This window comes from Rhizobium sp. CB2179 (assembly GCF_057653455.1).
On the sequence record NZ_JBYGKR010000003.1, the window covers coordinates 190,714 to 214,118 of the forward strand.

30 protein-coding genes and 7 pseudogenes are annotated in these 23,405 nt (G+C 58.2%); 16 read left to right on the forward strand and 21 right to left on the reverse strand.

Features of this window, described 5'->3' with window-relative positions; genetic code table 11:
• Positions 1 to 237: 237 nt before the first annotated feature.
• From AC244Q_RS29295 to AC244Q_RS29310, 4 genes are all read left to right on the forward strand, one after another.
• On the forward strand, positions 238 to 558 hold the full coding sequence (locus AC244Q_RS29295) for a hypothetical protein (protein ID WP_003554359.1): 321 nt from the start codon (positions 238 to 240) through the stop codon (positions 556 to 558).
• Positions 551 to 874 carry a hypothetical protein gene (locus tag AC244Q_RS29300; protein ID WP_003554357.1) on the forward strand — a complete coding sequence of 108 codons (324 nt, stop codon included), beginning with the start codon at positions 551 to 553 and terminating at the stop codon, positions 872 to 874. Before AC244Q_RS29295 ends, AC244Q_RS29300 begins: the two co-directional genes overlap by 8 nt.
• A 358-nt stretch (positions 875 to 1,232) precedes the next feature.
• On the forward strand, positions 1,233 to 1,433 hold the full coding sequence (locus AC244Q_RS29305) for a hypothetical protein (RefSeq protein WP_003554355.1): 201 nt from the start codon (positions 1,233 to 1,235) through the stop codon (positions 1,431 to 1,433).
• A 1-nt stretch (position 1,434) separates the two neighbouring features.
• Positions 1,435 to 1,641 (forward strand): hypothetical protein, encoded by a 207-nt coding sequence (locus tag AC244Q_RS29310; protein ID WP_003554353.1) that lies wholly within the window; start codon positions 1,435 to 1,437, stop codon positions 1,639 to 1,641.
• A gap of 50 nt (positions 1,642 to 1,691) precedes the next feature.
• Here AC244Q_RS29310 and AC244Q_RS29315 read toward each other — a convergent pair.
• A pseudogene (locus AC244Q_RS29315) lies at positions 1,692 to 1,973 on the reverse strand (MOSC domain-containing protein); the annotation flags it as partial.
• A gap of 156 nt (positions 1,974 to 2,129) precedes the next feature.
• On the opposite strand from AC244Q_RS29315, the gene AC244Q_RS29320 reads away from it, so the two are divergent.
• On the forward strand, positions 2,130 to 2,378 hold the full coding sequence (locus AC244Q_RS29320) for a hypothetical protein (protein ID WP_128408201.1): 249 nt from the start codon (positions 2,130 to 2,132) through the stop codon (positions 2,376 to 2,378).
• Positions 2,379 to 2,614: 236 nt separating this feature from the next.
• On the opposite strand, the gene AC244Q_RS29325 is transcribed toward AC244Q_RS29320, so the two are convergent.
• Entirely contained in the window at positions 2,615 to 2,902 is a 288-nt protein-coding gene (locus tag AC244Q_RS29325) for a hypothetical protein (protein ID WP_003554348.1), read from the reverse strand.
• Positions 2,903 to 3,011: 109 nt separating this feature from the next.
• Here AC244Q_RS29325 and ligD point away from each other — a divergent pair, with 109 nt between their 5' ends.
• The gene (gene ligD, locus AC244Q_RS29330) at positions 3,012 to 4,076 is read left to right on the forward strand and encodes a non-homologous end-joining DNA ligase (protein WP_128405701.1); all 1,065 of its coding nucleotides are present in this window, start codon (positions 3,012 to 3,014) and stop codon (positions 4,074 to 4,076) included.
• 375 nt (positions 4,077 to 4,451) lie between these two features.
• On the opposite strand, the gene AC244Q_RS29335 is transcribed toward ligD, so the two are convergent.
• The 8 genes from AC244Q_RS29335 to AC244Q_RS29370 form a co-directional block, all read right to left on the reverse strand.
• Entirely contained in the window at positions 4,452 to 5,522 is a 1,071-nt protein-coding gene (locus tag AC244Q_RS29335) for a GlxA family transcriptional regulator (protein ID WP_003554342.1), read from the reverse strand.
• Positions 5,523 to 5,841: 319 nt separating this feature from the next.
• On the reverse strand, positions 5,842 to 6,567 hold the full coding sequence (locus AC244Q_RS29340; RefSeq protein ID WP_012763450.1) for a CbtA family protein: 726 nt from the start codon (positions 6,565 to 6,567) through the stop codon (positions 5,842 to 5,844).
• Positions 6,568 to 6,578: 11 nt separating this feature from the next.
• On the reverse strand, positions 6,579 to 6,767 hold the full coding sequence (locus AC244Q_RS29345) for a CbtB domain-containing protein (RefSeq protein WP_003554337.1): 189 nt from the start codon (positions 6,765 to 6,767) through the stop codon (positions 6,579 to 6,581).
• 56 nt (positions 6,768 to 6,823) lie between these two features.
• On the reverse strand, positions 6,824 to 7,150 hold the full coding sequence (locus tag AC244Q_RS29350) for a nitrile hydratase accessory protein (RefSeq protein ID WP_012763449.1): 327 nt from the start codon (positions 7,148 to 7,150) through the stop codon (positions 6,824 to 6,826).
• Positions 7,151 to 7,160: 10 nt separating this feature from the next.
• The gene (gene nthA / locus AC244Q_RS29355; RefSeq protein ID WP_017996632.1) at positions 7,161 to 7,778 is read right to left on the reverse strand and encodes a nitrile hydratase subunit alpha; all 618 of its coding nucleotides are present in this window, start codon (positions 7,776 to 7,778) and stop codon (positions 7,161 to 7,163) included.
• A gap of 27 nt (positions 7,779 to 7,805) precedes the next feature.
• Positions 7,806 to 8,546 (reverse strand): nitrile hydratase subunit beta, encoded by a 741-nt coding sequence (gene nthB, locus AC244Q_RS29360; RefSeq protein ID WP_003554331.1) that lies wholly within the window; start codon positions 8,544 to 8,546, stop codon positions 7,806 to 7,808.
• Positions 8,547 to 8,575: 29 nt separating this feature from the next.
• Complete coding sequence (locus AC244Q_RS29365) at positions 8,576 to 9,073, reverse strand: DUF1097 domain-containing protein (protein ID WP_003554329.1); 498 nt, start codon at positions 9,071 to 9,073, stop codon at positions 8,576 to 8,578.
• A 33-nt stretch (positions 9,074 to 9,106) separates the two neighbouring features.
• Positions 9,107 to 10,081: a CobW family GTP-binding protein gene (locus tag AC244Q_RS29370; protein ID WP_003554327.1), complete on the reverse strand. Its 975-nt coding sequence runs from the start codon at positions 10,079 to 10,081 to the stop codon at positions 9,107 to 9,109.
• 110 nt (positions 10,082 to 10,191) lie between these two features.
• Here AC244Q_RS29370 and AC244Q_RS29375 point away from each other — a divergent pair, with 110 nt between their 5' ends.
• Together AC244Q_RS29375 and AC244Q_RS29380 are read left to right on the forward strand one after the other, a co-directional pair.
• Positions 10,192 to 10,374, forward strand: a complete 183-nt coding sequence (locus AC244Q_RS29375; protein WP_128405702.1) for a hypothetical protein — start codon at positions 10,192 to 10,194, stop codon at positions 10,372 to 10,374.
• 228 nt (positions 10,375 to 10,602) lie between these two features.
• Positions 10,603 to 10,989: a DUF983 domain-containing protein gene (locus AC244Q_RS29380; RefSeq protein WP_003554325.1), complete on the forward strand. Its 387-nt coding sequence runs from the start codon at positions 10,603 to 10,605 to the stop codon at positions 10,987 to 10,989.
• Positions 10,990 to 11,786: 797 nt separating this feature from the next.
• Here the strand turns inward: AC244Q_RS29380 and AC244Q_RS29385 are convergent.
• Together AC244Q_RS29385 and AC244Q_RS29390 are read right to left on the reverse strand one after the other, a co-directional pair.
• Entirely contained in the window at positions 11,787 to 12,101 is a 315-nt protein-coding gene (locus AC244Q_RS29385) for a BrnA antitoxin family protein (RefSeq protein WP_003554323.1), read from the reverse strand.
• Positions 12,098 to 12,343 (reverse strand): BrnT family toxin, encoded by a 246-nt coding sequence (locus AC244Q_RS29390; protein ID WP_128405703.1) that lies wholly within the window; start codon positions 12,341 to 12,343, stop codon positions 12,098 to 12,100. The genes AC244Q_RS29385 and AC244Q_RS29390 overlap by 4 nt, the downstream gene beginning before the upstream one ends.
• A 95-nt stretch (positions 12,344 to 12,438) precedes the next feature.
• Here AC244Q_RS29390 and AC244Q_RS29395 point away from each other — a divergent pair.
• Positions 12,439 to 12,511 (forward strand): annotated as a pseudogene (locus AC244Q_RS29395) (spike base protein, RCAP_Rcc01079 family); the annotation flags it as partial.
• Between the two features lie 287 nt (positions 12,512 to 12,798).
• Here AC244Q_RS29395 and AC244Q_RS29400 read toward each other — a convergent pair.
• Positions 12,799 to 13,008: a hypothetical protein gene (locus tag AC244Q_RS29400; RefSeq protein ID WP_003554319.1), complete on the reverse strand. Its 210-nt coding sequence runs from the start codon at positions 13,006 to 13,008 to the stop codon at positions 12,799 to 12,801.
• Between the two features lie 19 nt (positions 13,009 to 13,027).
• Positions 13,028 to 13,724 (reverse strand): annotated as a pseudogene (locus AC244Q_RS29405) (SOS response-associated peptidase).
• A gap of 401 nt (positions 13,725 to 14,125) precedes the next feature.
• Between AC244Q_RS29405 and AC244Q_RS29410 the strand changes: the two are divergent.
• Positions 14,126 to 14,557, forward strand: a pseudogene (locus AC244Q_RS29410) (hypothetical protein); the annotation flags it as partial.
• 84 nt (positions 14,558 to 14,641) lie between these two features.
• Here the strand turns inward: AC244Q_RS29410 and AC244Q_RS29415 are convergent.
• Positions 14,642 to 14,968: a hypothetical protein gene (locus AC244Q_RS29415; protein ID WP_128405717.1), complete on the reverse strand. Its 327-nt coding sequence runs from the start codon at positions 14,966 to 14,968 to the stop codon at positions 14,642 to 14,644.
• A gap of 104 nt (positions 14,969 to 15,072) precedes the next feature.
• On the opposite strand from AC244Q_RS29415, the pseudogene AC244Q_RS29420 reads away from it, so the two are divergent.
• Positions 15,073 to 15,198 (forward strand): annotated as a pseudogene (locus AC244Q_RS29420) (ATP dependent DNA ligase); the annotation flags it as partial.
• 157 nt (positions 15,199 to 15,355) lie between these two features.
• Here AC244Q_RS29420 and AC244Q_RS29425 read toward each other — a convergent pair.
• Positions 15,356 to 15,595: a hypothetical protein gene (locus tag AC244Q_RS29425; protein WP_003554314.1), complete on the reverse strand. Its 240-nt coding sequence runs from the start codon at positions 15,593 to 15,595 to the stop codon at positions 15,356 to 15,358.
• Positions 15,596 to 15,793: 198 nt separating this feature from the next.
• Entirely contained in the window at positions 15,794 to 16,042 is a 249-nt protein-coding gene (locus AC244Q_RS29430) for a hypothetical protein (protein ID WP_003554311.1), read from the reverse strand.
• Between the two features lie 134 nt (positions 16,043 to 16,176).
• Here AC244Q_RS29430 and AC244Q_RS29435 point away from each other — a divergent pair.
• Positions 16,177 to 16,400, forward strand: a pseudogene (locus AC244Q_RS29435) (spike base protein, RCAP_Rcc01079 family).
• Entirely contained in the window at positions 16,394 to 16,663 is a 270-nt protein-coding gene (locus AC244Q_RS29440) for a hypothetical protein (RefSeq protein WP_245460408.1), read from the forward strand. Before AC244Q_RS29435 ends, AC244Q_RS29440 begins: the two are co-directional and overlap by 7 nt.
• A 540-nt stretch (positions 16,664 to 17,203) precedes the next feature.
• On the opposite strand, the pseudogene AC244Q_RS29445 reads toward AC244Q_RS29440, so the two are convergent.
• The 3 genes and pseudogenes from AC244Q_RS29445 to ku (AC244Q_RS29455) form a co-directional block, all read right to left on the reverse strand.
• A pseudogene (locus AC244Q_RS29445) lies at positions 17,204 to 17,801 on the reverse strand (SOS response-associated peptidase).
• A gap of 28 nt (positions 17,802 to 17,829) precedes the next feature.
• Positions 17,830 to 18,657 (reverse strand): non-homologous end joining protein Ku, encoded by an 828-nt coding sequence (ku, locus tag AC244Q_RS29450; RefSeq protein ID WP_003554302.1) that lies wholly within the window; start codon positions 18,655 to 18,657, stop codon positions 17,830 to 17,832.
• 9 nt (positions 18,658 to 18,666) lie between these two features.
• The gene (gene ku, locus AC244Q_RS29455) at positions 18,667 to 19,560 is read right to left on the reverse strand and encodes a non-homologous end joining protein Ku (protein WP_003554301.1); all 894 of its coding nucleotides are present in this window, start codon (positions 19,558 to 19,560) and stop codon (positions 18,667 to 18,669) included.
• Positions 19,561 to 19,636: 76 nt separating this feature from the next.
• Here ku (AC244Q_RS29455) and AC244Q_RS29460 point away from each other — a divergent pair, with 76 nt between their 5' ends.
• The 3 genes from AC244Q_RS29460 (at position 19,637) to AC244Q_RS29470 (ending at position 21,459) form a co-directional block, all read left to right on the forward strand.
• Positions 19,637 to 19,891 carry a hypothetical protein gene (locus tag AC244Q_RS29460; protein ID WP_003554299.1) on the forward strand — a complete coding sequence of 85 codons (255 nt, stop codon included), beginning with the start codon at positions 19,637 to 19,639 and terminating at the stop codon, positions 19,889 to 19,891.
• Positions 19,892 to 20,245: 354 nt separating this feature from the next.
• Positions 20,246 to 20,560 carry an EamA family transporter gene (locus tag AC244Q_RS29465; RefSeq protein ID WP_012763447.1) on the forward strand — a complete coding sequence of 105 codons (315 nt, stop codon included), beginning with the start codon at positions 20,246 to 20,248 and terminating at the stop codon, positions 20,558 to 20,560.
• Between the two features lie 149 nt (positions 20,561 to 20,709).
• On the forward strand, positions 20,710 to 21,459 hold the full coding sequence (locus tag AC244Q_RS29470; protein WP_128405705.1) for a sulfite exporter TauE/SafE family protein: 750 nt from the start codon (positions 20,710 to 20,712) through the stop codon (positions 21,457 to 21,459).
• A 501-nt stretch (positions 21,460 to 21,960) separates the two neighbouring features.
• Here AC244Q_RS29470 and AC244Q_RS29475 read toward each other — a convergent pair.
• A complete protein-coding gene (locus AC244Q_RS29475; RefSeq protein ID WP_128405706.1) occupies positions 21,961 to 23,403 on the reverse strand; it encodes a DUF1254 domain-containing protein in 1,443 nt (480 codons plus the stop codon).
• Positions 23,404 to 23,405: the final 2 nt, after the last annotated feature.

Genomic DNA, 23,405 nt, shown 5'->3' on the forward strand with positions numbered 1-23,405 from the left:
AATGTGCGGCTATGCGATGATTCTTCCTTATGTCGAGCCGCAAAAGCGGTCTCTCCCGCGCCTGAGGAATTGAGACGCCCGCTGACAGGCCGACCGATCGGTTCTATGATGGCGGCGACAAGGACTGCCGCTTCCCGACCTCCTCGTCCCCCCTCCTTGGTAGACCGCTACGGTGCAGATATTGACTCCGGAGTGAATTGGAACAAATAAGGAACATTTCTTTGTCGGAGCGATGCCATGTTGGACAATGTCAAGAAACCCGCAAAAAAGAAATCGGCCTTCGACGCCTGGTGGTCTGCGCTTCCGCTGACTATTCGCGAGAGCAACGACGAGGCGTTTGCACGGCGATGTTTCCGCGCCGGCCAAGCCGTAGGCTCCCGACCCGCCAAAAACAAGTATAAGCTTCGAGCGGGCAGGTTGGTCGTGTCCGTCTGGGCGACCAACAGTAGGGACGCGGCGAGGGAAGCGGCCATCGAGCTGGATTACCGGGTCGCAAAAGCGGGCAAGCGGCCGCCGGGTTCGGGGTGGAAGTTGACGCCCGTCGCCGACCATGCCTGAGATCCATCCGGTCAAGCGGCTGCGGCTCTGGACGGTGAGGGCCGCCGCGGATCAGGGGCAGATACTTGTGGTGACATGCAATCTCTGCCGGGTGACCCACAACTATATCCCTAGGGATATCGAAGAGCTTTGCGGCAACCTTTCCCTCGACAGACTGCTTCAGAAGTTCAGGTGCGACGGCTGTGGCAAGAAGAACTACCTGCAAATGAAGCTACATTTCCCGCACGGGAGCGAGTACGGAACGCTGAAGGTCCGCAGGCTGAAGCGGATTCGCACGGTTGCGGTGCCGGTCTGGAACGACGAGTTTCTCAGCTAGCATGGACTGCACCCGACGCGCCGGATTTGCATGCGGTCAAGTGCTTTTTCGCGTAGGATGTCGTAGCCGTTCGATGCCCCCGAGATCCGGCGCCCCGTGCGCCCAACCAGCGTCGGAGATGCGACTGAAGTTTGATAAGGCCGCCGGTGTCACCTCGACGACAGGTTGACCGAGGCGATCGGAAGCCCCTTCTCGTCGAGACCTACCGCGGCTCGCCGTCGGGTGGAGGGAGGGTGATGGTCTCCTCGTTTGAACGCGACACCGAACCTTGGGTGGGCGCTCAAAGTTCCGGCGTGGCGACGAGGAGAAGGGAACATCCATTGACGACGAAGGTTACCTAGCAGAAGGAGTAAGCATCATGGGAATGAACAAGCCGAAGGACGGTGCACCGGGCACCACGGACCAGTCGCCGCGATGGGAAGGTCCCCAGGAAAACACGCCGCGAGGATATCTGCCCGCCAAGGACGATCCCGACCGTGCGGAAGACGCCAATGGCGAGACCAATGCCGACCCCGAGGTCAAGAAGATCTCGGACGGGCTGAAGCAGAAAGGCGAGTGAGATGTCCGACGTCGAGAAGGATGCCAAAGGCCAGTTCGCCAAGTCGATCGGCGACAGAAAAGCGACGGGCGTGGCCAGTGCCAAGCCGACAGTCCTCACCGGATCGGAAGATGCGACGGAGCACAAGACGCCGCCAGGTAAGAAGCCGGTGAAAGAATGGGATCTGAACTACGATCCCGGTGACATGAACGAAGGTCAGACGCGGTAGGCGAGGATGCCGGATGAGCGCGAGGTCGGGGACGACACGAAGACCCGGCGTTAAACGACCCCAAGCGGAATCAGCGGCGGGACGGGCAGCTCGACGACAACGGCGTCGCCGGGCGCGACCACGCCCCCCTTGAGAACTATCGTCATCACACCCGTCTTCCTGACGAGTTCGCCGTTCGGCCCTTTGCTGACAACGGTTTTGAGCAGCCCCGGCTGGAACGTGTCGATCTGGGAGCACGGGTTGCGCAGACCCGTAACCTCAAGTTCGACGTCCGCACCCAGCTTCAGCACCGTCCCGCGTGGAAGCCCCAGTAGGTCGACGCCGCGCGCGGTTCCGTACAAGAGTTAGAGAAGCGGATCGCCGGTGACTTGGCGGAGGTTCGCGGCAACCGTCCGCAACCGTACTGATGGTTGGCCTTGGGAGGTTAATGCACTACCGTTTCCTTATCGCGATCCGGGCGAGCTGTTGCGACGCTCAAGGAGAATGATATGGCTGACTTCAATCTCTCACTCCAGATGGACGACGTGAACGTGCTTTCGGATGCCATTCGGATTTGGTGCCGGCACAATCGCGCCTCGCCAACGGAACAATCAATGCAGCTGCTTTGCAGCGCGGCGGTCGACCTCTATAATCAAGGACACAGGACGCGCGAGGAGTTGGTCACGCTTCTGATCACGAAGTTTGATAGCCCTCACTCGCTGCAGGTAAACGCGCCAACGTCCACGTCTCATCATTGAAGGTAATATCGGCCGTGAATGCGGAACGCCGGCTTGCCGGTGTCGCTCAGCCCATCTCCTGGAACGTCGAAGCCAATGGGCCGAAGGCCAAAAAAGCCCCGCCTTAGGTAGGACGGGGCTAGTTTGGGTTCGGCGGACCGCATATTGAAGTGTATGGTGGCTGCCATAACAATCTCTGCACAGCCCGACTCCTTACGATCGGCGGAGCCAATAGTTCCCATGCCGAAAAATTTTTATCAGCCTTTCGGCCGACCATGCAATTCCAACAATTTCTCGTAGTGCTCCTCGACCCTCCGGCATGCCTCCCGTGACATTGCCTCCCATCCGCTATGAGACGCGATATGCTCTCGCACCCAAGGGATGTGGGTGATGTTCCACTTCCACATCCCCATCTTGCCGTGGCTCATTTGGTCCAACTGGATTCGGCCGAAGGACTGCTCGCCGTCGAACCCGCTGAAGTCTTGGTGTCCTTCTCCCGGCCAGGTCTCGCGCCATTTGTATTTTGGTTGATACTGATCTGGCACCGGGTAGCCTCCGACCGTCGAGCGTGTCGCAAAATGTTCTCGACTTAGGCGGAGTCAATAACACGAATTGGGCAATTGCTTTTTAAGGCATTGCTGATGGGATGGCGGCATGACAAAGCCGCCGAAACCAAAGCCGCTCCTGCAGGATGTTGACAAGTCGGTTCGATCCCGGCCGAGCAAGCCACGAAATCCCGCACAGCCGAACCGTCCCCTCGACCCCATGCCGGATCGCATCGATCCATGCCTCGCTCTCCTGAAGCCGAAGCCGCCCAAAGGGCCGCAATGGGCGTTCGAAGTGAAATGGGATGGCTATCGCCTTTCGGTTCATGTCGAGCCGACGGGCATTCGCATCCTGACGCGTGGCGGCCACGACTGGACGCATCGCTTCCCCGCAATCCAACAAACGGCCCTATGGCTTCCTGTTGGCTCGGCAATCCTCGACGGCGAGGCTGTGGTTCTCGACGAGAAAGGCCGGTCGGATTTCGGCCTGCTGCAACAGTCGCTCGGCGGCAGGGGCGGCAAGAAGAGGTCAAGCGACGCCATCTTCATGGCTTTTGATCTGCTCTATTTCGACGGTCACGACCTCAGGAATTCCGAACTCGACATGCGCCGGCACCTGCTCGCGGATTTGGTGCCAACCGGCGAGCAGGGAGATATCCGGCTCTCAGAGGAGATCGAGGCCGACGGCGATCAGCTGCTGGCAAGCGCCTGCGAACACGGGTTGGAAGGGATCATAGCCAAGCGCCGGGACGCGCCTTATCGTTCCGGGCGGCTTGGAGACTGGCTGAAGATCAAATGCATCCAGAGCGACAGTTTTGTGATCGTCGGTTATGAGCGATCCACAGTAGCGCGCGCCGGGATCGGCCGGCTGCTGCTCGCCGCGCGCAAAGGAGACGACCTCGTCTATGTCGGAGGAGTGGGGACCGGCTTCAATGAACGATCCGCCGCCGAGCTCCGGGAGCAGATGGACAAGCTGATTATTGGCAAGGCTACTGTGGATACAGGACGGAAGCGAAATGCAGTCTTCGTCGATCCGAAGATTGTTGCCGAGATTGAATATCGAGCCTGGACCCATGACGGGAAGCTGCGGCATGCGTCGTACAAGGGGCTCCGCGATGTGCAGGACAATGCGATTCCTTACCAACCACGCGGACGCCCGGGCGACCGTGGTTGAGGAATTCGATCCCCTCTGCTTCGAGGACGCGTTGAACGACCTGAACGTTTGCTGCACGACCGGCGATCGGTCCGTTTCCCAAACTCTCCATGTTCCGAATAGTGTTGACGTTCAAGCCGGTCTTCTCTGCGAGCTCTTTCTGCTCAATTTCCGCTGATTAATGACGGGACGAAGAAATTCATCGCTAAACTCCCGGCAATCAACGACACCTACAGCGTGGTGAAGGCCGAATTCATCGCGATGAAGCTGGCAGCCGCCTGCGGGCTTAACCTCCTTAAGCAGAAGGGTTCCTGTCGATGTTCAACGGCGGCGTGAATATCAGCCTGGATTTGAGCTCGATCGGCCCGGACGGAACCGGACGAAGGCGAGCTCGCCTCAAGTGTGTCGGCTTGCGCTCGTTGATGCCTCTTGAGGATGCGAGATTGCTAGTGCGAGGTCCATGGCTATCGTTTGTCGAGCAGGGCGCCGGTCGGAGGCCGGCTGGGAAATGGTTTTGGATGATACCTGGAAACGGCTTCGATAATCGTTCGGGCTCACGCCGATCGTCTTGGTAAAGACCCGCCTCATCGCGTTGACGTCTGCGAACCCGCAGATGGTGGCGATCCTCTGTAGCGGATGGACGGTGTCCTCGAGCAGCCGCCGTGCGGCGTCCGTCCGAGCGGCCGCGACGAAATCGGCCGGCGTGATTCCAAGCTCCTTGCGAAAGACGCGTGCAAAATTACGGATGCTCATTCCAATCTCTTGCGCCAAACTCTCGACGTCGAGGTTGCCGTTCAGATTTGCGAGCACGAACTCCTGAGCCTTCTGTATCAACGTCGTCTCGGACATCTGCCCGACAAGGTGCGCGCTGAACTGCGATTGGCCGCCAGGTCTTTTCATGAACATGACCATGTAACGGGCGACGATCATTGCTACGTCCTTGCCGTGATCCTCTTCAACAAGCGAAAGGGCGAGATCGATGCCGGCGGTGACACCGGCGGCGGTGATAAGCGACCCGTCCCGTACGTAGATGGCATCGGCGTCGAGATCGATCGCCGGATACTCGCGGCTAAACTTCGCCGCGCATTCCCAGTGTGTCGTCACCCGCTTTCCATCGAGAAGCCCGGCTTCGGCAAGCAGGAAAACTCCGGTGCAGATCGAGCCGAACCGCCGCACGCCTGGAACCCGGCGCCGAAGCCATGCAGTGACTTCTGGATCGATCTCGAGAAAAGCAGGATCTCCGGCGACCAGCAACGTGTCGATCTCCTCATCTTCGTCGAAGATGGTGCGATCCGCCATGAACCTCAGCTGACCGGTTCCGGCGATCGAGCGCGCTCCGGTTGACATGACCTGTATATCGTAGGCGCTCATGTCGCCCAGCCTTCGCGCAGCCTCCCAGAAAACTTCAGCAGGGCCGACGATGTCCAGCGACTGCACGCCTGGCGGCGCGAGGATGACAATCCGCATGACTACTCCGCTCCTAGTTGCCCGTCCAATGTCTGGTCATGCAAGATTTCTGCCAGTCTCGTCATGACTAGCCAGCGCCTGATCTGCCTGCTGTTGAGGTGGAAACTCTGACCGTCGCCTATGCGATGTTCTTCGATCTTCTCCGTCGCAGCCGCTTGGAGGGTCGCCTGGTTCACCGCGTAGAAAGCGATACAGTCCTCCATGAGCGGAGACTTCCGGAGCACGGCGCGAAACGCCCTTCGATGAACGAGGCAGTTCCCGCCGTTACAGGCGGTGAACTGCAACGCGTCGAGGTCCGCGTTCCAAAACGTGCCGGAGCTCATGCGGTACGTTCAAATCGACGGAAAAGCGCCCCGCTCACGGACCCAAGCAGAGCCCAGAAGACGAGGCTCGTCATCACCGCGGCAGCTACGAACTGATGCTCGAGGGACTCCGGGGCCAGCGGGTGCATTCCTTCCGGTGCGACCGGAGCGCCGATCAGGTGAGGGGCCGCGATGGTCGCAATGGCGACGGCTGCCGCCCATGGCTTTCGCTGGAAAGCAATTAGACCGATACCGACTGCTGTAGCCAACGCGGTTCCAATCCACCAGAGCTGACGGTCGGCCAGGGGCGCGGAAGGCGTTCCGGGTAACTCAGGCGGCAGACCTATCAAAGGCGCGAGCATGACGCAGGCGAAACCGGCCAATCCCCACAGCAAGCCGTCGCGCCAGGTGACGGGCTTCCCACGCATTGCGATAAGTCCGCACAGGACCAGGGCGTAGCCGATCGCGGTCAGCATGTTTGCTGCAACCGTGAAGGTCATCCGCTCCAGTCCGTCTGACGGCTCCCAGCCTGCTTCGTTGTGATCGTGATCGGCTTCGTGGGGGTGCGGTGTCGTCATGGGCGAAACGACTTCCGGCGTTTCCGTGGCTTCGCCCGCCTTTTCATAGACCTCGGCCTTGGCGATCAACTGGCTGGTTCCAGCGAATTGGGCGGCGCTGACGGCGCCGCCGACGATGACGCCCGTAAGGGCCGCCGTGAATACGATCGAGCGAAACAGCGACATGAGATTAAACCTCAGTGGCAGGGAAACGCATTGGCGTGACGGGTGTCATGCGCTGCGTTGTGAACGATTTCGATGTGCGAGAACCCGACGAATCCCACGATCACCAGACCGAAGAAGACCGCCGTCGCAGCCTGGAGGATTTTCGCGGCCGACGTCGTGAGGTTTGGCGCCGCGATGGCAGTGGAGGCTGAGATTGACATCCTGATACCTTTCAAGTGTTTGAGTAGAGCGCCAATTTGGCAAGTTTTGACTGGGATCAGGCCGCCAGAGCGGCCACGATCTCTTCAGGGTCGACGACACCAGCTTTCACGATGGCCTTCTCAAGGGCTGTCAGGAACTGGTCGTAGTAATTCCAGCTCGAGCGATCGATGGGATGCGCATCTTCCCAATCCTTGATCGTCGCGATCAGTTCGTCTCGGAAATCGTCCCATTCGAAGGCGCCGCTCTTTGCGAGGGCAAGCGCCATTCCGAACGAGGACCGTTCCCATTGAGAACCGAAGCAGAGGGAACCGTTGGCGCGGGGAGGGTTGTCGGGCTCCCCCATCATTTCCGTAACCGCGAAATGTTCGAACTGGGTCAACATCGCATCCGCCTCAAGCGGCCTTGGCGATGGCGACGCCCATCATGGCTTCGGGGGTTACGAGAGCCTCAAGCTCCGTCTCCGTCAGCCCTTCGGTGCCTGGCGGGCGTTCCGGGATAACGAACCAGCGGATCTGCGCGCTGGAATCCCAGACTTTGATCTCGATGGTCTCCGGCACGGGCAGACCGAACTCGTTTAAGACCGCGCGCGGCTCGCGAGCTGCGCGGCTGCGGAATGTCGGATCCTTATACCAGTACGGCGGCAGCCCCAGGACTGGCCAAGGGTAGCAGGAGCAGAGCGTGCATATGATGAGGTTGTGGACGTCTGCAGAATTGGCGACTGCGCGCATATGTTCGCCCTCCGCGCCCGCCATCCCTTCGGGAAGCTCGAGTTCGGCGATCGCTGCGGGGGTATTGGCCACCAGGCGGTCCTTGAAGGCGGGGTCGAGCCATGCGCGGGCGACGATCTTGGCGCCGTTGAACGGTCCCATCTTCGTTTCGAAGAAATCCAGGATGGTATCGACGGTCTTGTCCGTGATGATGCCTTTCTTGATCAGGAGGGCCTCGAGAGCTTTAACGCGCGCGGCACTGTAGGCTTCGCGATCTTCGCGGTATTTGAAGCGGTCGATCATCTGAGTGTTCTCCTATTGCTTTGCGCGTCAGGCGGCTTGGGCGGCGACGGCGCGTGGGGATTCCACGTAATGGGCGTAGAGATCCGCGTAGAGGCTGAAGTTCGTCTCGGCGTTGGTGGGCCAGAGTTCCTCGGGCTCGAAACGGATGCAGTAGACCGGCATCGCCGCGCCGATCCCGTCCGTTCCCGTGTCACAGAGGTAGACGTAGGCGCCGTCGTAGACAGTCTCGACGGTTCCCGTCTTACCCCGAAGAAAGCCAGGCAGCCTGGTGTGCTCGACCGATGGGACATTCCTGATCGAGACGAGGTCGCCAACGGTGAAATCGAAGGATACCTCCGCCTCGCGCTTGGGGCTGTCGCCTTCGACGAGATATTGAACGACCCGATCGTCGATCGCCTGGTCGCCGGCCGTCGGCACGGGTATCGAGGGATCAGCGTAGTATTCCTCCGTCAGGGCATCGAGTTCCTCGGCGGTGATGTAGCCCTTGTCGATGAAGTAGCCGGAAATGCCGCCGAGCCATTTCTCGTAGTATCGGTATTTGAAGTAGTCGAAGGGGTTGAGAGATTCCGCACCCTTGCGCAGGTCCGCCCAGGTCCAGATGCTTGAGAATGCGGACGGCGTCGCCGGAAGCGAGAGCTGAGAGGACAGGGCCATCATTGCGGTGTGGATACCGAAGATGCGGGTCTCCCATGTCTCCACGAAGACACGTGTTTCCGTGCTGACCGGGCCAAGGCCTTCAAGGCCGCCGAGATAGTGTTGGAGCTTCATCGAAATTTCCTCTTGAGCGATTGGTGTGGCTACGCGGTGGCGGGCTTGGTGGAGAGTAGCGACGTGCCGATTTCCGACAGAAGGCCAAAGGCGCCGCCGAGCAGCATTGCGGCCATGGCGACGAGGGTTGGATGGTTCATTCCTGACGTGACGACAGATGTATTGGTGGCGGCCGTCGTGCCGACCAACGACGCGAAGCCAAATACGATGGCCGGCGGGAAGTTCAGTATCTTGATGGAGGACACCATCACCATGGCCGAGGTGCCGAGGCCGACGAGTAAGGCGACAAAGATCGGATGCTGCGGTCCGTATTGGATCACCAGCAGCGTTAGCGACGCGATGATGATACCGGTCCAGTTGGACACGATGCTCTTGACGAGGCCATGCTGCCCGCCGCCGCAGGCATAAAAAGACGCCCATGCAATGAACGTCACCCACACCGGAACAGGAAAGACGGTAGCGGTGATATAGGTGTCTATGGCGCCCAGGACGCCAAGGCTGATCATTGCTGCTACGAGAGGGGGCATGTCGTGTCTCCTTGTGTGAAAGCGGGGAATGGGTCAGGACGCCAGGGCTTGGCGTGGTACGATGCAGCGCTCGAACCCCGCTCGCAGCATCTCCTCGTCAAGGTTGCGACCGATGAAGACGATGTCGCTTGAGCGAATCTCGGACGGTTGCCAGACCTTTCCCGGCCGGCCTTCCAAGGTCATGTGGATGCCATGCAAGACATATCGCCTGGCTTCCCCAGCGAAGCTGAGCACGCCTTTCATCCGAAACAGGTCGGCTCCGATGTCCTGCACCAGGCGGGTCAGCCAGCTATTGAGCGCCACCGGATCGAGAGGCTCTGGCTCGCGGAAAGCTACGCACCCGATAGTTTGATCGTGCTCGTGCTCCTGTTCTTCCAGGATCTGCGGATCGATTTCGAGCACGTTCTTCAAGTCGAACGCGCCGATGCCCACGACATCTTCAAATGCGACGCCGCAATCCTTGGTCGGGATGATCCGGGCCAGGGGATTTCGTCGCCTTAGATCCCGCTCGACTTGTAGAAGATGATCCTCGTCGACGAGATCAACCTTATTCAGCAGCAGGACGTCGGCAAAGCTGATCTGTTCGACTGCTTCTTCTTGCGCGAGTTGTCCTTCTATGTGTCGGGCGTCGACTACGGTGACGATCGCGTCCAGTTCCAATCGGGCGGACAGGACGTCGTCGAGGATGAAGGACTGGATGACGGGCGCCGGATCGGCTAGTCCCGACGTCTCGATGATGAAACGATCGATCTGGCGGCCCGACTGAAGCAGGGCTCTAATCGCCGCGATGAGGTCGTCGCGGACGGTGCAGCAAATGCATCCGTTGTTCAGTTCCACGATCTGATCGTTGGTCTGCACGACAAGTTGGCCGTCGATGCCCACTTCTCCGTATTCGTTGACGATGACGGCGACGCGCTCGCTGCTCTCGAACGAAAGAATCCGATTGAGTAGCGTCGTCTTACCGGCTCCGAGGAAGCCCGTGAGTATGGTGGTTTTCAACTTCGACATGGCTGCCGTCTCCGCGTCTGGCACAGCTTCGCCACTCCCGCGATTGCAGGCCGGCAGAGGGGTCGCTATGCAAGTTTTCGGTGTTACGAAGGGTGAATTGTCCCGATCGCTTGACCGGCATTACAGGTAAACTTGCGAAATTGCGCAATGCGGCGAGGGTTTCAATTTCGGCCAAAGGAATCGCAAAAGCTGCCAAAAAAAGCCGCTTTTTGCGGTTTGCTGATGAAATAATCAGCGTGCCTAAAATACATACAGGTCATGCCCTGGAGATGTTCAAGCGTTGGTGGGCTTAGCCAATTGCTCAAAATTAAGGGCGCGCTGGCAAAACCAATCGACACAGTGAGACGAGCGGACTCCGCTGTTCGTTCCCATGCAAGCTCTCCGGCAACCCTCGGCGGATCGAAGACCTTCTACGAAATGATCGATTGGAACCCGACGTCCCGCCAAGAGTTCGCTTCTACATTACCGCCTAAGTAGGGGGCACTAACCGCCTTTGACCGCGCGATCGAGGGAATCCGGAGATGAAAACGGAATACGACGAAACGACAGTCCCCGCTTTAACTGGTATCAAAGGGCGTTGCCCACGTTGCCAGCGGGGACATCTGTTCAATGGCCTTCTATCCCTCGCTCCGGCCTGTGAAGTCTGCGGCTTGGACTACTCCTTCGCGGACCCGGCGGACGGGCCGGCATTCTTCGCCATGAGCATCGTCGCGGTTCCCGCGCTTGCCTTTGCTCTATGGCTTCAGTTCACCTTCGACGTTCACCTCTGGGTCCATCTGGTCCTGACGGTTCCACTGACCGGGCTGGCATGCATATTGTTGTTGAGGCCTCTGAAAGGATGGCTGGTCTGCTCGCAGTACTTCCACAAAGCTGAAGAGGGTCGGATCGATCGAGAGTGGGGCAAATGAAGGCGAGCACGATCGCGAACCGCAGGGCTCCGTCGCAAGGTCGGAGTCTACGCTCGCCGTCGCCGCGATCCTCCTGATCGCCTTGGCGGGCTGGATCCTTCTCAGGCCGCACCCAGCGGCCGCACCTGCGAACAGGTTCCTTCTACTTGCCCATCCTCGACATGTTCCTATAACGAGCACAGCCGTGCTCATCGATCTGCTGGCTGGGCAAGAGCAAGAGGAAATCGGCTAATGAGGTCAGCAGTGGCCGGAAGATACTCGATGCTCGCACGAAAATGATAGTCCATCATTCCTGATTGAACTTCCCGCGACTCAGCAGGAGCCCGGCTAGCGAAGTGACTATGATGGCCGCGGCGGCGAATACCGTGCCGGGGCCAGTCAGATGATAGCTGCCAATGAATGTGCTCATTTGAAGAGCGGCACGCGCGGCATCGGCGAAATCGGAGTATCGATGAAGTTGACGCGGTCGTTGCCAGCCACGCCACCCCATGAACCCAGGCTTATCGTCATCACTTTTGATCGGCACTTCGCCGTCGAACGAATCGTGAAGTTTGCGAGCGATCAGCAGATGACCATCCCCTGTCTGGTCAGTACGTCCTATGATTGGGATTCAGGGCTCTTGTCAGAGCCGGCGCGGAAGTCGCCTTCCCTGAAAATCTCGCAGCCGGTCTTGCGCTCGATGATCAATCGCTTTTGCCGTGTGGCCTCACCCAGGAAGAAGCAGGACGGGTTATTACCACCCTTCGCGCCGAGCTCAAGCCTGCATTTGCGGGGCAATGATAAACGGCCGCGGAGTGCTATAGCCCTACCGCCTTCCGCAGTGTCTCATTTATCCGGCTTTGCCAGCCTTCGCCTTTGGCCTTGAAAGCATCGACGACTTCTGGATCGAGCCGAATGCTCACGGCGACCTTAGGATTATTGGACTTAGGCCGGCCGCCCAGGTTCTTCCTGATGGACTCGGCCAACTCGGGAAGGGCTTCGGCAAAAGGTTTGGCCTTGGCCAACTGTTCATCCGTCGCCTCTGGGGCGTCGGGATCGCTGGCGATTTGCCTCTGGATCTTCGCTTCTTCAGCGTCGGAGATTTTCAGAACACTATCTGCGATGCGGGTCATAGGATGCTCCTTTCCTTACGGCTGGCTTTGCGCATGGAGATTACCGAAATGGCTTCAGAGCCGAGGGTGACGAACACGACGGCAATCACGCCATCACGAAAGACACCGATGGCCATGAGGCGTTCGCCTTTGGCCGGGACGACAACGGAGCCTGCAAAGAAAGGCAGATCGAGATCGGCAAAGTCGAGCCCGTGCTTTTCGATATTGGTCCGGCGCTTTGCTTCGTCGTAGGTGATCTTCATGGATATTGTATATACGGAAACAGACCTAATTTTACAATAGGTTCCTGCATATACGGAAACTGGTTCTATATACGGATCTCGCAAGGAAAACTGCAATGGACCCTTCGATTGCTCCGGCCTCGCGGGCCGCCGCGGTGACCCCGAACGATACCGCCATCGCTTCCGCGGAATCGATCAAGCGCCGCCGAAGCGGCAATTTGGAATGGCGTCGACGCAGAATCCCTTCAGCCTCGAGGAGGTTAAGGCTGCGCAGAGGATGCATGACCCGCTACTATTTCGACATGCGTGCTGCAGAAGAGGTAATAACTAAGTGTACGTCTTTGGCAGTATTTGTGAATTTACACTGGAGTTGTCTTTGGTATTGTGCGCCCGGCCGCTCGGCGATGTTGCCTAACCCCAAGCAATCGAACTCCTGTGCGCCGGGCGGTCGTCCGACCTCACATATTCGAATGACGCTATTCTTTATTATCCATCAATTTCTCGGAAAGATGATGCACCAAGGCGTCATGATTCGGTGAGCTCTGGAGCGCATCGACAGCCGCAGCGAGGGCGAATTGCCCGCGACAGCTCTGAATGTCGCAATGATGTTGCGAACACCATTCGGTCACCGCATCGACCACAGTTTCGATATCGTGATCGGAAAGGGAGGTTAGCGCTTGAAACATCTTGGTGATCCTTTTCGTTTTAGACAACCTCTATCGCAGCAATCGTCTCTGGCCCGCCTCTTTTGTCATTGTTCAGCCGTCGCGCCACCGGCCACTGGCTCATCAGTGCGGCCGGAAAGGGCTTCATGAGGTCTGCAGGGTCTGGTTCTGTCGATAGCCAGCGGGCATAGTCGTTCCGATGCAGGATAACCGGCATACGATCATGGATCGTCGCCATCATCTCGTTCGGTGCGCAGGTCAAGACGGCGAAGTTGAGGATATCGATGCCTGATGGGTGGCTCCAGATCTCCGAAATACCGGCCAGAGCGAAGGGCAAGCCATCCTTCATGGCGATGGCGTATGGCTGCGACCGACGACCAGTCTCCAACGTCTCCCACTCGAAACCCGTTGACAGGTATCAGGCATCGGCGCGCCTGATAGGCGAGACCAAACTTTGCATTCACAGCAATGCCTTCGCACGGCAGATTAGCCGATGGCCTACGTTGGGATGGCTTCATCCAAGACGGTGTGAAATCCCAAACGGCCATCACAAAAGTCGACGCCGAGGCTCCCGGCTTCTGCGCGCTGCCGCTGATGATGATTGGATAAACTTCCTTGGGATAGCCGTTGTAGCGAGGGAAGCGGTCATCCAAGCCATCAACTTCGCCGCGATCAGCAAAGGTGAAATGGCCGATCAGCTCATCTAAGGATGAATCTACAAAAATACGGCGACACACAATGTTCAGTCCCTGTGATAGCCATAGGCTGGCCGCGCGGCGCGGTAGCAGCCACGCTTGCTGCGGCAGCCAGTGTCATGAGCTTCATGCCTTGGACTCCTCTTTCCGGATGCCAATCAACAAATACTGGTGGACTAGTTTCGGCCATCCATCCTGAACCTCAGATGAAAGGCAACGGGGAAAGGGAGGGACGCTCAAACACACCAGTCGTTGCGCCCCTTCTGGTTCCAGGTCGTGGCGAATCCCTCCCGAAGCAACGTCTTTCATGCGCTTCGCAGGGGCCCTGAAACGAGTGTCGCCTTTGTTCATCCCTTCATTCGGTGGGTTTCACCGTTCGCGCCGTAGATGAACAAGGGAGGGTGTCATGGGTTTCGTTGCATCGACCAAGTAATTTAAGCACTATGCACAAACTGCTTCTCTCCGCCGCCGGCTCGGTGGTCGCTGCTTTCCTCATGTCGTCGCCGGCGCATACGTTGACGATGAAGGAGTGCAGCACCAAGTACCAAGCCGCCAAGGCCGACGGCTCTGCCAAAGACGTGAAGCGCAACGAAATCCGCGCAAAGTTCTGTGGCGCCGACGCTGCTGCTGCTGACAAGGCTGACGAAGCAGCGTCACCGCCACAAGCGAGATGGAATCGGCAAAGCCGACGACCGCAGCGCCGAAGTGCGTCAAGTTTCCGAGGGAGATCGATAAGAAATATTCTAGCGAGACGGCCGATAAGCCCGCCTGCAGACCTCCCACCATCCGCCAAGGACGCCGGCACGCTCGGCGAGCTGAAGTGGATCCAGAAGGGCGTCGGCTATTGGAGCCTCGGCCACGCGAGCATCGAGGCGCCGCTGGTTGAGCTCAGGCTCTTTCCCGTTGCGCGACAAGCCAGCCGGCACATAAGCCGCCTGGTGACGAAACCAAAACAGGCGCTATTCCACAGTAAATGTCCCGCCCCTCTTGGAGTATTTCTTACCTCCAAGCGAATTGATCGTTGCACATTTTTCCTTACCGAACTTCTCGCACATCTTATTATCTTTGATGCTCCATGTCCCCTTGTAGGTGGCCTTGTCCCCGTCGACAGTCGCTTCAATCGTCCCGTCTGGTTTATAAGTTGTGACGCCCGATTGCGTCTTTGACTTCCAGTGAATTGGGTGGCCTACCAACTCGCTTTTCAACTGCTCCGCCGTCATGGTTGCGGCATATGCACCGGATGCGAAGGCTAGCATAATGAGGCCAGAAACCGTGATCGCTTTCATCGTGCACTCCCTTCTCCTTAAGCGAATATTGTAGCCGCTATAGAGCACCGGGAATATCCATCCAAAATGCTTATCTCGACATTCAAACCTGCTGGAGCCCGCCCGTCGAGCGCAAGGGAGCGATATTCGTGAAGCCGAAGCTGGTCGCCGAGATCGAACACCGGGCGTGGACGGATGACGGAAAGCTGCGGCACGCGTCCTATAAGAGGCTGCGGGAGGAGCAGGAATAACGCGGCGGTTAATAACTTGGGGTGACGTTCAAGAGCTACCCTCCGCAATCGGCACAATGTTTGACAATTCCCATCAGACCCAAGGCAAAAACCATTGTCAAAAAGGAGCTTACCGCCAACGCAATGGGCACAGCGATAAAGAACTTCGCCTTTGGCTTCACCAGGAGAGCGCAGTGGAAGCTTTCAATCGCAACGCGACAGCAAGCCTCCTGAAACCAATCGACTTATCGTAGCGCGCCGGCTCGCTTCGAAGGAGAATGGCCACGAAGATGCACCGCACGCCGTTGTTGAGGATCACGATAACGATGTGGCTGTCGAGCTCGGCATCGTTGCCATTGAGCTTTCTGAAAGACTTTTCTCCTCGTGATTCGGCCACCGTGAAGCGCTTCAGTGACAATGATAGTCACCGGCCTCGTGGTTCGTATGGCTCACCGCCATGAGCGAAAGCGCCGATTGCTGACATAGCGAATACGGTCGCTGCGAGAGCGATTCTAATGATTTTAGCGGTTGAGTTCCCATCCCTTTACTCGCAGTAGCGCGTACCCTTGCAATGGGTTAGGGCGTTTCAACTACAAGTGTATGTGGTAATGGCCCGTCATCTGCAACCATTTGACTTTCCTATTGGGCCGCCCGTGGTCCAGTTTGTGATTTGGGATAGCCGTTCGAGTTCGACGTCCAGTAGCGTTCGGATTTCTTCCGGAGACTGATCGACGAAAACCAGTCTGGCGTTCTCTCTGACCAAAAATAGTTCCGTTTGATGTTTGTCCTCATCGAACCGCATCTGGATCACGGCGTCCATGTTAATCCAGCGAGTAATCGTGCCGTCGGTCAACTTCACGAACATCCCATCCTCCCAAAGGTGGCACTCCCGAACCGAACCAGAAAATCTAGGGTCGGTTCCAACCATATCCAGGTGGGGAAGGCGAGATGTGAATGCTTCCAAAAGCTGCGTCGCATGCACCGAGTAGGCAGTATTAGTTGGATCCCTCGATTGCTCCGGCCTCTCGGGCTGCCGGGCGATACTGCCATCGTCGGTGCGCGGGCCCGCTATATGGCACGGCCGGCGATATTGCTATCGCGCCGCGTCGAGACATGACCCTGTCATCTTCAAGAGCGTGCCCGCCGGAACGATCCAGCCGGTTCACGCCGCCATCTTGGCGCTGACCGGGATCGCGGCCTCCAACATCATTGCATTATGCTGATGGAGAACGGCAACAACGTCTCGCTGAATGAGATCGGGATACTGGGTAGCGCCGCCAAGGTGTCGCAGTCCAACTTCATCACCACCTATCCAGTAGATCAGAAGCCGAGCACCATCTGGCGGCCAATGAGGCAGGCGGAAGCGTGGGAACTATGCGAGTCGCAACCGATTTGGGGGAAGAGTCCGACGATGATGGCTGGATTTGTTGCCATGGGCTTCCCGTCGCAACAGAGCGACGGGTTTAAGGCGGCGGCTTCTCTCTGACGGTCAGGGCGAAAGATAGCCGTGATGTATGCCATAGCGAATTGCAATCAAAAAGGAGCCGCCAATTAAGAAGGCGAGCATAAGCGCTTTACGTGTTTCACTCTGTAGCAATTTTGCCCTCCACAAAAGCGGGGAAGTAGGCCTTCCTCGGATTTTGGCAACGAACTTCTGCTGAAAATTCACAACCCGGAGCCACTCCGTGTTCGTCCATAACTGGCGCAAGGTCCTGAAGCGCGCCTGGAGCATCCGCCTCATGGTGCTCGGGCTTCTCTTTTGGCGGCGTTGATGCGGCCCGTCGCGAGGAGATCAAGAGCTTTACGAAAACCGTCGAGATGAAGGGTTGAGCCTTGCGAGTAAGGGGTTGGGAAGGGTCGCACTTGCGGTGTGCCTCGCCGCGTCATCGAGTGGTCAACTCTCGGCCCAGGAGTTCGCGAGGCCGTCGTCCACGCCACCATCGGCGAATGGCTTGGCGATGGATCGACATTCTGGATGGCCTCGGAGATTGCAATGCTGCGCACCTGCATCTCGGTGAGGCGAGCGTCAGTCGCTTCCAGCTCGCACCTGCTCCACCGAGAGACTTCCCGCAGGCAGCGGCTTGAGTAGCTGATCCTGGGGTTTCGACAGCGCCAGCCAGTGTCTCCAATCTTCAGGTTTCAGGATAACAACCTGTCGATTATGGATTGGCGCGACATCCGGGCTCGGCTTCGTCGTGAGCATCGTCATCGACGCCGGCTGGTTGCCTTCGCCTTCGCGCCACAGCCCGGCAATAGCGAATATCGCACGGTCGGCGAGCGTAAACCTGTGCTTGGCCTTCGGGTATTTCGTTCCGGTAAACTCGAAGAAGGCCGACGCCGGGGATGAGGCAGCGTTTGCTCTCAGAGAAATCCCGGTTTTCCGAGACGAAATTAAAAACCGGTCCGCCTTTGCGTCCGGCAGACGGCGGAAACCCGAACTTGGCGGCGAAGAGTTCGAACTCATCGCCAGATGTCCGGACCACCGGGGCGATATCACCGATTTTGATGTCATCGGCCGTGGGTAGATCGAGTTCAGACTGGTGCGCCGGAATGCGCAGGGCGAGAGACTGCATCATCTCGCAGTACTCTTTCCAGCGAATATGTTGTTCATAGTCATTGCACATAGCGGGACCGCTCGTCAGCCAGGGAGGATTATCGGCCCGCCTTCTTTCGACCTTTAAGGTCGGCTTCGACGCTCTTCTTGAGGGCGTCCATGATGCTGATGACGTTTGATGGCTTCGCGTCGTCGTCTTTTTTACTGTTGGCCGCCTTGGACGATTTGGAGGGCTTTAGAGCCTTCTTCTTGGTCGCTATCAGCTTCAGCAAGCTCTCCTGGATCGGATCGCTGACCATCGAAGGCGACCATTTATCCATGCGCCGCTTGATCGTTTGGGTGATGGCAGCGACCGTCGAGGTGTCAGCCTTCTTCTCGATCCCCTGGAAGTACTCCTCCTCAGGGCGAACCTCGTCACCGAAGCGCAGGGTCCAGACAACGATGCCCTCATCGCGCGGTTCTAGGACCACCGCACGTTCTCGCCGGCCGATTACTACCCTCGAGACGCCAAGGACCTTTTCTGCCTTCATCGCATCCCTTATGACGGCAAACGCCTCGTTGCCGATCTTGTCGTTAGGAACGAGGTAGTGGGGTGTTTCAAGGTAGATCCACTCGATACTTTCGCGCGGAACGAACTTTTCGATATCGATCGTCCGCACGGTCTCCAGATCAATGGACTCGAGGTCTTCGTCGGTCAGCAGAACGTAGTCGTTTTCACCGCGCTCGTAGCCTTTGGCTTCGTTTTCATCCTTGACGGGCTTTCCAGTCACGGAATCGACGTAACGGGACAGGACGCGATTGCCGGTCTCTTTGTTGAGCGTGTGGAAACGGACCTTCTCGCTCTCCGATGTCGCCGGGCTCATTGCCACGGGACACGTGACAAGCGAAAGCTTGAGGTAGCCTTTCCAGTATGGACGGGGTGCCATTGTTGTTTCCTAGCTGGCTTTTTTGTGAGTGGTCTTGGCAGCTGTTTTGGGAGCGGCCGCCTTGGTCTTTTTCTTCGCGTTCGCGTTTGCAGCCTTAGTCTTGGATTTGGCAGCGGGCTTGGCGTTCCCCATTCCAGCGCTTTCGCGCAGGGCCTTCAGAAGGTCGTTGGGCTTTGACACCTGAACTGGCTTCGGCTTGGGTAGTGAGCGGCCCTCCGACTTCGCTTTCACCAGATCGGCGAGGGCGGCCTCATAGCGGTCATCGAACGTCGCCGGATCGAAATCACCCTTCTTCGTGCCGATGATGTGCTTGGCGAGGTCGAGCATTTCTCCCTCTACCTTGATCTCCGGGACCTCCTTGAATGCCTCCTTGGACGGCCGCACCTCGTAATCGAAATTGAGTGTCGTCGCGATCAGGCCGCGCCCGTGGGCGCGGATAAGAACGGTGCGCATCCGTCGAAAGAGAACCGTTCTCGCTATCGCGGTGACGCTGGCCTTGCTTAGGGCATCGCGAAGGCCTGCAAATGCGTCTTCTGAGACTTCGTCTGTCGGTACAAGATAGTACGGCTTGTCGAAATAGACATCGTCGACCTCGGAGCAGGAAAGGAACGCTTCGATCTCGAGCATCTTATCGGAATCCGGGATGACGGCGGTCACCTCTTCCGGGTCGATCATGATGTATTCGCCGTTCTCAACCTCGAACCCCTTCACCTGGTTTTCCCGCTCGACAGTCTCCTCCGTCTCGCTGTCCACGAACTCGCGGCGTACGGGGTTCCCGGTTGCCTTGTTGATCGTCCGGAAGGAGATGCGATCCGAGGTCGACGCAGCAGTATAAAGCCCGACGCCGCAGGTGATTTCCCCGACCTTGATGTGGCCTTTCCATTGAGCCCTATGCGCTGCCATGATTTTCCCTCCGGGCGGAACTTTCCAATTAACTTGTCGTTCGGCCTTTCGTTCCGAAACTACGGGGGAGATGTGCATGTCAGCGCCGCATGAAGACCATAGCGAAGCCCTTCAGGACGGAGAGGCGATCCTGCTCAATGCCGTTCTCATGTGGTTTCGGTTTTATGGTGTCCCCTTCGATGAACGGACAGCCGATGTCTTGTGCGAACGGGCGATGTTGCTCTACGCAGAGGGGCGAGGCCAGCGTTACATAGAAGGTGACCTCATCCGGACGTTTTCAGGTCTGATGGCCATGAGGGTCAACGCTCCGTCTTCGGCTCTAAGCCATTGAGCAATTCGTTTTCGCTGATCCGAACGGTGATGCTATCGTCCCCAATCCTCCGACAAGGCGACTGACGCCATAAAGTCCGATTTCAAAAGCTGCTCGGGATCGTCCGAGTACTATCTCCACTGCTTCACGATATGTCCGGCCAATTCGTGCCACGCGTTTTTTGGCATGTTTTGAAAGCCAGAGTGGCGGTTGAAGGGCAACCCTCGGAAAGCCCGAGCTTCGAAACGCGTCGAGTTGGGCGTAAGTCGACTGATCACCAACCAGGGTGTACGCCGAGATCAAGGACGGGGGATAGTCTCTGATGGACTGATGGTTCGCCCGGCGTTAGACAAGCGCGTCAGCAGGAGTTTACCGATGCGTGTTGCCGTCATCCTCTTCATAGCCGTGTGCCTATTCCTGGCGGGAGCGACTGCTTCGCGCGCATACGTGGGCAACTCTAACTTTTGGCTGCTCGCAACCGCGCTTGTCCTCTATACATTAGGCAATCTTTCGATGATCGCTCTCATGCGGACAAGCGGTCTTTCCCTTGCTATTTCGTTGTCGTCGGTTGCGCAGCTCATCGCCATCAACGCGATCGCCGTGTTGGTTTTCGACGAGCGGCTCGGCTGGCATCAGGCGGTTGGCGTCCTCCTCGGGATAGCATCGGTTACGCTTATGGTGATCGGATGAATGGCTCTCAATTGCGTTTCCTTGACTACGGCTAATGGCAGTCGTGGGGTGGGCTCTTCCGGACGCGCAACGGCGTGCAGCGATTTGACGGCGGTATTTGGACAACGGGCTCGGCCGAACTCAGGCTTGGGTGCTAGGGCGACCTGAACATGTACGATGCAATGCTTCTTTTCCTTGCTGGCCTGTTAGCAGGCAGCATGAATGCGTTGGCGGGCGGCGGGTCATTCGTATCCCTGCCTGCGCTGATATCGGTCGGAGTGCCGTCGGTATCCGCAAACGCGACAAGTACCCTGGCCTTGTTTCCCGGCGGCATGGCGAGCTCGTGGGTCTATCGTGACGGGGTTAGGAGTGTGTGCGGCGTCAAGGTGATGCCCATTGCCATCGTGACGGTGATGGGTGGCGTGGCCGGCAGCATTCTATTGCTGCTAACACCATCGAGGATTTTCGATGGGATCCTGCCATGGCTTTTGCTGGTGGCGACATTGATGCTCGCTGCAGGTCCGAGGCTCAGCGCCCATTTGCAGACGCGGGCACGTCCGAGTATTCTGGCATTCGCAGCGGTTCAATTCTTTCTCGGTCTTTATGGCGGCTATTTTGGTGGCGCCGTGGGTCTCATGATGCTTGCGGCATGGAGCGCGCTCGGGGGCGGGGACATCAAGAGCCTGAATCCGACAAGAATGGTGATGGTCACTGCCGCCAACGCCGTCGCCGTCGTCGTCTTCGTACTTGCCGGGGCAATCGTATGGCAGGAGTGCATTCCCATGACGATTGGAGCCGTTATCGGCGGGTGGATCGGAGCGCATATCGGACGAAGGCTGCCATCACCCGTCGTCCGGATGCTAACCCTCGCGGTCGCCTTTTTAACGACCGCAGTGTTCTTTTCGCGAGCTTACCTTTGAGCGAAGGTCCCGTACCCCTCAGGCTCTCAGTCGATAAATTGCAGTTGAAGGAGCCGAATTCCTCCAAAATGCTCAAGGAGTTGGACGAATTGGATCGCGGGAAAGCGTCGATCCAGCGGATGTGATTGAAAACGCACGAACGATCGTCATTGCCGCCGAACATTGAAGGCACGCCGATGAGCTGGTGCCCGGTGTTCGCCTTTCCAAATTCCATGACGTCGCACCACCGTTGAGCCTCCGGTTCCTGCGGCAGCCGCACGAGATCGTCGATCTTCTGCGGTCGCGGAGCCTCCTGAGCGTGAGCAAAGGCAACATCGTTAGGGCCAGAAAGCCCGGCGATCTATTTCAAACTCTTGTCCTTCCGGCTAGTTTTCGAAAGCGAGGACTGGTCTACAGCCCAATTTCATGTCGATGTCCAGCCGGTCAAGGCGCTCCGGCTCGCGGAGCGCCCTGTCGACCCTGGCCGATCGCGGAAAGATTCCAGTCGACGTTCAGCGCTTTCTACGAGACCCGCTTCACGCCGGGCGGCTGCCACGTACCTTTCCCCGCAGGCAGGATCGAAGGCGCCTCCGTCTTTGGCCAGTACAGGCGCATCACGAGATAGATCGTGCCGTCCGGGGCCGGAAGCCAATTGGCTTCCTTGTCCGCTCCGGGGCTGTCCTTCTGGATGTGCAGCGTCAGCGAACCGTCCGCATCCTTCTTCATTCCCGGCAACATCGGAGAGTTGACGAGGTAGCGATTGATCGGGTTCTTGACCAGCAACTGGCTCTTGCCGTCGTACATGGTCACTGACCAGAACGAATGCACTGGCGGCAACTGGCCCGGCGGGAAGGTAATCGTGTACTTGTGCTTGCTGCCGTCGAGCGGCTTTCCGCTCGCATCTGTTCGGGTGAAGGGGTACATGGCCTCTGCTGCATCGTTGCCATAGAGGCCTGCCTTGGCAGCGCCTGAGCGCAGCAACCAATCGCCGTTGTAGAAGGCCTCGTCACCAAGCAGCGAGCTGACGTTCCAGCCGTTGATGGGCTTGTTTCCGCTGGCCAGCCACTTGTCGATCTTGTCGTCACCCTGCTTCATGCCGACCAACAACTCGGCCTTATGCTCGAGCGGCAGATCCTTGAATTCGAGGGTCTTTCCGGGCCCGATGCCGATCCTTGCAAGCTTCGCACGGATGACCTTGTCCCTTGACGTCTCCGGGACGAATTGCAGAGCCACGTCGAGATATTCGAAGAAGTTTTTCTTGATGCCGGCGGTGGTGGCGGGAAGGAACTCGATCGTCGGTGCGGCGGGCGGGGCGGGTTGCTTGAGGAAGGCCGAAAGCGGTTGCGCCTTATAGCCGGTCTGCACCTTTTCCACATTCGCCATATCGTCGGCGTCGATAAGCTGTGTCCGGAAGTTGGCGAATACGAACGGGGTGCTCGAGGTGAAGACCTGCTTGACGCCGTCGGGCTTCGCGCCTTTCCAGTCGGGTCCGACGACGAGATAGGAACCCGGCTCGGTTCCCGTGGTGCGCGAGCCAATATAACCGAAATTGTAGGTGTTGCCGTCGATAAGCTGGACCGAGTAGTAGCGTTCCTTTTCGACCGTCGGCACCGAGATCACCATCGGTTCAGCACGCAAGTCCAGCCAGAGGATCGAGTAGGGCGTGTCACTGTTCGGCGTGATGATTGCCGTGTCCGCCGGGCTGGCGACCTGATGCATGTTGTTGATGTCGTTAAACGGCGCCTTGAACTGTCCGGAGTTCCTGGCCACGGCGAACTCGTTCATGACCGCATAGTTCATCACGAGCGGCAGGCCGTAGATGAAGCCTTCCTCGGCGATATCCTTCGCCTCCAGCAGGCTGGGCCATTCTTCTTTGTTCTGCGCAAGCACCGGGGTAGACTTGGCCGTTGCGGCAACGAGTGCGGCCATCGCAGCGGAGCGGAGCAGATCGCGTTTCGTAAGCATGT

Coding starts and splice junctions, on each gene's coding strand:
- AC244Q_RS29350 (WP_012763449.1), bottom strand. CDS start 7,150: ATGTTGACCCAGTTCGAACATTTCGCGGTTACGGAAATGATGGGGGAG.
- nthB (WP_003554331.1), bottom strand. CDS start 8,546: ATGAAGCTCCAACACTATCTCGGCGGCCTTGAAGGCCTTGGCCCGGTC.
- ku (WP_003554302.1), bottom strand. CDS start 18,657: ATGGCACCCCGTCCATACTGGAAAGGCTACCTCAAGCTTTCGCTTGTC.
- AC244Q_RS29335 (WP_003554342.1), bottom strand. CDS start 5,522: ATGCGGATTGTCATCCTCGCGCCGCCAGGCGTGCAGTCGCTGGACATC.
- AC244Q_RS29300 (WP_003554357.1), top strand. CDS start 551: ATGCCTGAGATCCATCCGGTCAAGCGGCTGCGGCTCTGGACGGTGAGG.
- AC244Q_RS29400 (WP_003554319.1), bottom strand. CDS start 13,008: ATGTTTCAAGCGCTAACCTCCCTTTCCGATCACGATATCGAAACTGTG.
- nthA (WP_017996632.1), bottom strand. CDS start 7,778: ATGATCGACCGCTTCAAATACCGCGAAGATCGCGAAGCCTACAGTGCC.
- AC244Q_RS29370 (WP_003554327.1), bottom strand. CDS start 10,081: ATGTCGAAGTTGAAAACCACCATACTCACGGGCTTCCTCGGAGCCGGT.
- AC244Q_RS29415 (WP_128405717.1), bottom strand. CDS start 14,968: ATGAAAGCGATCACGGTTTCTGGCCTCATTATGCTAGCCTTCGCATCC.
- AC244Q_RS29430 (WP_003554311.1), bottom strand. CDS start 16,042: ATGTTCGTGAAGTTGACCGACGGCACGATTACTCGCTGGATTAACATG.
- AC244Q_RS29465 (WP_012763447.1), top strand. CDS start 20,246: ATGCGTGTTGCCGTCATCCTCTTCATAGCCGTGTGCCTATTCCTGGCG.
- ligD (WP_128405701.1), top strand. CDS start 3,012: ATGACAAAGCCGCCGAAACCAAAGCCGCTCCTGCAGGATGTTGACAAG.
- AC244Q_RS29320 (WP_128408201.1), top strand. CDS start 2,130: ATGGCTGACTTCAATCTCTCACTCCAGATGGACGACGTGAACGTGCTT.
- AC244Q_RS29385 (WP_003554323.1), bottom strand. CDS start 12,101: ATGACCCGCATCGCAGATAGTGTTCTGAAAATCTCCGACGCTGAAGAA.
- AC244Q_RS29365 (WP_003554329.1), bottom strand. CDS start 9,073: ATGCCCCCTCTCGTAGCAGCAATGATCAGCCTTGGCGTCCTGGGCGCC.
- AC244Q_RS29305 (WP_003554355.1), top strand. CDS start 1,233: ATGGGAATGAACAAGCCGAAGGACGGTGCACCGGGCACCACGGACCAG.
- AC244Q_RS29380 (WP_003554325.1), top strand. CDS start 10,603: ATGAAAACGGAATACGACGAAACGACAGTCCCCGCTTTAACTGGTATC.
- AC244Q_RS29440 (WP_245460408.1), top strand. CDS start 16,394: ATGCTGATGGAGAACGGCAACAACGTCTCGCTGAATGAGATCGGGATA.
- AC244Q_RS29340 (WP_012763450.1), bottom strand. CDS start 6,567: ATGTCGCTGTTTCGCTCGATCGTATTCACGGCGGCCCTTACGGGCGTC.
- ku (WP_003554301.1), bottom strand. CDS start 19,560: ATGGCAGCGCATAGGGCTCAATGGAAAGGCCACATCAAGGTCGGGGAA.
- AC244Q_RS29390 (WP_128405703.1), bottom strand. CDS start 12,343: ATGAAGATCACCTACGACGAAGCAAAGCGCCGGACCAATATCGAAAAG.
- AC244Q_RS29470 (WP_128405705.1), top strand. CDS start 20,710: ATGTACGATGCAATGCTTCTTTTCCTTGCTGGCCTGTTAGCAGGCAGC.
- AC244Q_RS29460 (WP_003554299.1), top strand. CDS start 19,637: ATGTCAGCGCCGCATGAAGACCATAGCGAAGCCCTTCAGGACGGAGAG.
- AC244Q_RS29310 (WP_003554353.1), top strand. CDS start 1,435: ATGTCCGACGTCGAGAAGGATGCCAAAGGCCAGTTCGCCAAGTCGATC.
- AC244Q_RS29475 (WP_128405706.1), bottom strand. CDS start 23,403: ATGCTTACGAAACGCGATCTGCTCCGCTCCGCTGCGATGGCCGCACTC.
- AC244Q_RS29295 (WP_003554359.1), top strand. CDS start 238: ATGTTGGACAATGTCAAGAAACCCGCAAAAAAGAAATCGGCCTTCGAC.
- AC244Q_RS29345 (WP_003554337.1), bottom strand. CDS start 6,767: ATGTCAATCTCAGCCTCCACTGCCATCGCGGCGCCAAACCTCACGACG.